The sequence below is a fragment of the Aliirhizobium sp. YIM B11859 genome, assembly GCF_057163345.1.
The window spans coordinates 1-3738 of the sequence record NZ_JBXHAY010000038.1 but is presented as its reverse complement, the minus strand read 5'-3'; the positions used below and the strand labels follow the sequence as shown (position 1 = coordinate 3738).

The following is a 3738-nucleotide window of genomic DNA, read 5'->3' as shown; positions in this document are numbered from 1 at the left end:
GCGGAGGTCAGCAGTCCGGCTGCCAACAGTTTCGAAAACGTTCTCATGTGATGTCCTTTGATCACCGATGCCCCCAGCGGTGACGTGAAACATAGGTCGGTCTGCGGAAATAGCACTAGAAACACATGTGCAAAGCGTGCTTCAGGCATCAATCCGTTGCCAGGAGTGGTCGTTTTGTCACATGTACTTCCGATCATCGCTGAGTGGCCATCTATTCTCTAGATCGCCGGCATCAAGGCCTGTTCGACGGCTCGGATTTCAATTGAGAGGCAACGATCTCGCGCCGGGATTAGATCCGCTTGAACCGCACCTTGGCATCACCCAACAAAGTAGCGCTGAAGCCTGCGGCCTTGATCGCCTTTTTTATCCCCCGAAAATACGGCCGGTTTGTGGGGTTTTCCCAAAAATCCGCATCGGCAGCCGTTTTGGGAAGTCGAACTCGACACACTCTCTCGACCTCCCGGAACGTCATGGTGATTTCGGCAAGGTCAAGTCGCTCCCGATTGAGACGCTCGGTCAGTGCTTCATACTTCTTATCCACCTCAGGTCCTTCAACTGCGACGACAGGGGCCTTGCAACAGCTCCGCCTGCAAACTGCTTAATTAATGCGTCCCAGTGAAACTAGGCAGTGTCCCCATAAACGGGGTTCATCTTGTTGGCGGTGTGTGATTCATATGTGGAACGGCCCGGTTAGCAAGGTGTTTTCCTCGTAAGTCACCATCGGACGGTGCATTCATATGTTCGGCCTGTTGATGCGGTATCAGACCGCTGGCCATGATGAAGTCCGCATGTCGATCGCCTAATCAATCTCGCGCGCTCAATGGCGCCCTGAATCACACGGTCTGATCGATATTGAGGTTGCGTTCCAGTGGTTCATCACGCTGTTGTACCTTGCCGCTATCTCGGCGCCTATCGCCGAGAATTTTGTCTATGCTTTCATCATGATCGCAGGAGCCTGACACGTCCCGCCCTTCACGAGGAGCGCCCATATGGTTCGGGCAATTTTGTTAGCCAGCGCTACCGCTGCGACCTTATAGGGTCTCCGCTCCAGCACAGAGGTGATCCAAGCTGGTAGTTTTGCTCCTCGTCAAGCCTGCTTCAGGATCGATGTAGCGCCAACAATCAACAAAGGTCTTAGCTGCTTGTTTCCACGTTTCGAGATTCTACCAAGTCGTTCCTTTCCTCCGCTGGAGTTCGCCCTCGGGGTGATGCCAATCCAGGCCGCCAAATCGCGCCCTGTCCGAAAGCCAGCGGGTTCTGGAACTGAGGCTCGGACAGTCGCTGCGATGATGGGGCCGACGCCGGGGACCGTTGTCAGACGGCGAGCGGCATCATCGGCTTTCACTGCGGCCACAATCCTGCTGTCAAGTTTTTCAATTCTTTTTTTCAGGGTCTCGATTTGATTGGCCATTTCCAAAAGCGCCTCCCGAGCTGAAGCGGGAAGTCGATGATCGTCTTCGTCACGTAGGATGATAACAAGCTTGGAGATGCTGGGCATCCCCGTTGCGGCAATGATCCCAAGTTCGGCCATGTGAGAACGCATGGCATTTGACATCTGGCTGCGCTGACGGACAAGCAGCTCTCGCGTCTTCAAAACCATCCCGGCGGCTTGTTCCTCCGCAGTTTTGACGGCTACGAAGCGCATGGTCGGTCGCGTCACCGCTTCACATATAGCCTCTGCATCTGCGGCGTCCGTCTTATTTCTTTTCACGTAGGCTTTCACATAAGCAGGCGGCATGAGACGAACCGTATGACCGAATTCTCCGATTGCGTTCGCCCAATAGTGGGCGGTACCGCAAGCCTCGATACCGATCAGGCAAGGCTCCATGGAGCGGAAAAAATCAAGCACCTGCGAACGCCTCAACGAACGGCGGACCGCAACTTTCCCTTCTCCAGTTACGGCATGGACCTGAAAGATCGACTTGGCTAGATCAAAACCGATTGTGGTAATCTTCTCCATGGAACGGTTCCTTCAATAGTGTGGTGATTGGCGTCTCCACAATACGCATCCTTGATGCTGGTTCGAAGGGCCGTTCCACACCATCAATCTCCTTGAAAGGAGATTGCCATGCGCCGTCACGAATTGAGCGACGAAGAATGGACCGTCATCGCACCACTTCTGCCGACCAATACCCGTGGAATTGAACGTGTCGACGACCGCCGAGTGATCAATGGCATCCTGTGGCGCTTCAGAACCGGATCGTCCTGGCGCGACGTGCCGGAGCGTTATGGCCCACGCACGACGCTTTACAATCGGTTTTCCCGCTGGCGCAAGGCGGGCGTCTGGGATCGTCTTCTGGACGCGGTTTCAAAGCGTTACGATGGAGACATCGTGATGATCGACAGTTCTTGTGTTCGCGTTCACCAGCATGGTGCCAACGCTAAAAAGGGGGCTCTGCCGATCCTTGCATGGGACGTTCTCGTGGCGGCCTGACGACAAAAATACATGCTCTTATCGATGCAGGCGGCAGACCGGTTCGGCTGGAAGTCACCGCTGGCCAAGCTGCCGATGCACCCATGGCTGAAAAGCTGTTGAGCGACCTACAGACCGGCGCGACGATCCTTGCCGACAAGGCATACGACACCGATGCTATTCGTAACTTTGCCAAGCAACGCAAATGCTGGGCGAATATCCCTGCAAAGGCCAATCGAAAGCAGACATTCAGCTTCAGCCGCTGGGTCTAACGTCAGCGCAATCTCGTGGAACGGTTCTTCAACCGTATCAAACAGATGCGGTGCCTCGCGACCCGATACGACCGACGTGCCGACAACTATCCCGCCGCTCTCAAAACTTGCAGCGACGAGGATATGGATTGCATCAGCTAATGAGTCCGTGTCCTAGAGGCTCAAGCGCCGGTGTCGATAGCGCTCGATGGCTGAGGATCGAGACCTCGACCGGCATCATAGAAATCTTCGACAGCCTTTGCCGCTTTCCGATGAGAATTTTCCCAGCCGCTATCGGGCAGGCGGCGCGGCGGCCTCTGGGGCCTCTGGGCGGCCTGCCACCCAAATTTCCCGGCACTGGAACTGGGCGATGCTTCACGCCATATCCGGCCTATAAAACGATGCCCATGATACGCCGACCACTCGTCCTGCAGACGGCTACCGGGTGTCAGATGCCAATCATACTTCTTTGCCCATCGTTCGGTCATGGTATGCGAACTGGCCTCCCGGGACAGGGACAGCATGGCAGCGCGGGTGGAACGGTAAGGTTGATCAACATATTTGGATAAGAAAGAACCCACCCTGGAGGGTGGGTCAAGTCGTGCCTGGTCTGGATAGGAAGGCGCCCCTCAGCCGGACGAGACGTCGGGAAGCCGTGCGCGTATTTCCAACGCGCCGTCCGGCGTGCTTTCGGTAATCAGTGCCATATAGAAGCTGCATCTCAAGTTTCTAACTGCATTGCATTTTTTTCGCTGGTAATGCAGCGGCGATGCGCCTGACTGGAGATTGGGATGACGAAAGGACGCGAACCTCTCCACGAAGCATATCGCTGGAAGGTGCTCGAATGCTGTCAGAAAACCGCGCCGTCATGCGAGATTTCATGATGCGCAGCATCTCTGCCGGCGGTCGGCCGGTCTATTCAGGAATTTATGGCTTGTATCACGAACCAGACTGGCAGACCTGCGGTCACCATGGCCGCAACGAAAATACTCAAAATCTTCAGCAGATAAGCGCGTCGCGCTTTCCGGACATCCCACTCATACACCACGACTCATACCCCTATCCTTCACTCAA

At 55.3% G+C, this 3738-nt stretch carries 2 protein-coding genes and 2 pseudogenes; 2 read left to right on the top strand and 2 right to left on the bottom strand.

Features of this window, described 5'->3' with window-relative positions; genetic code table 11:
* Positions 1 to 289: 289 nt before the first annotated feature.
* Both AC2GXZ_RS32470 and AC2GXZ_RS32465 read right to left on the bottom strand, forming a co-directional pair.
* Positions 290 to 541, bottom strand: a complete 252-nt coding sequence (locus tag AC2GXZ_RS32470) for a DUF7662 domain-containing protein (RefSeq protein ID WP_483763367.1) — start codon at positions 539 to 541, stop codon at positions 290 to 292.
* 387 nt (positions 542 to 928) lie between these two features.
* Positions 929 to 1960 (bottom strand): annotated as a pseudogene (locus AC2GXZ_RS32465) (IS110 family RNA-guided transposase).
* Positions 1961 to 2062: 102 nt separating this feature from the next.
* Here AC2GXZ_RS32465 and AC2GXZ_RS32460 point away from each other — a divergent pair.
* Together AC2GXZ_RS32460 and AC2GXZ_RS32455 are read left to right on the top strand one after the other, a co-directional pair.
* A pseudogene (locus AC2GXZ_RS32460) lies at positions 2063 to 2842 on the top strand (IS5 family transposase).
* Positions 2843 to 3508: 666 nt separating this feature from the next.
* Positions 3509 to 3738 (top strand): hypothetical protein (locus AC2GXZ_RS32455; RefSeq protein WP_483763366.1); only part of this gene is annotated, 230 nt, incomplete at its 3' end.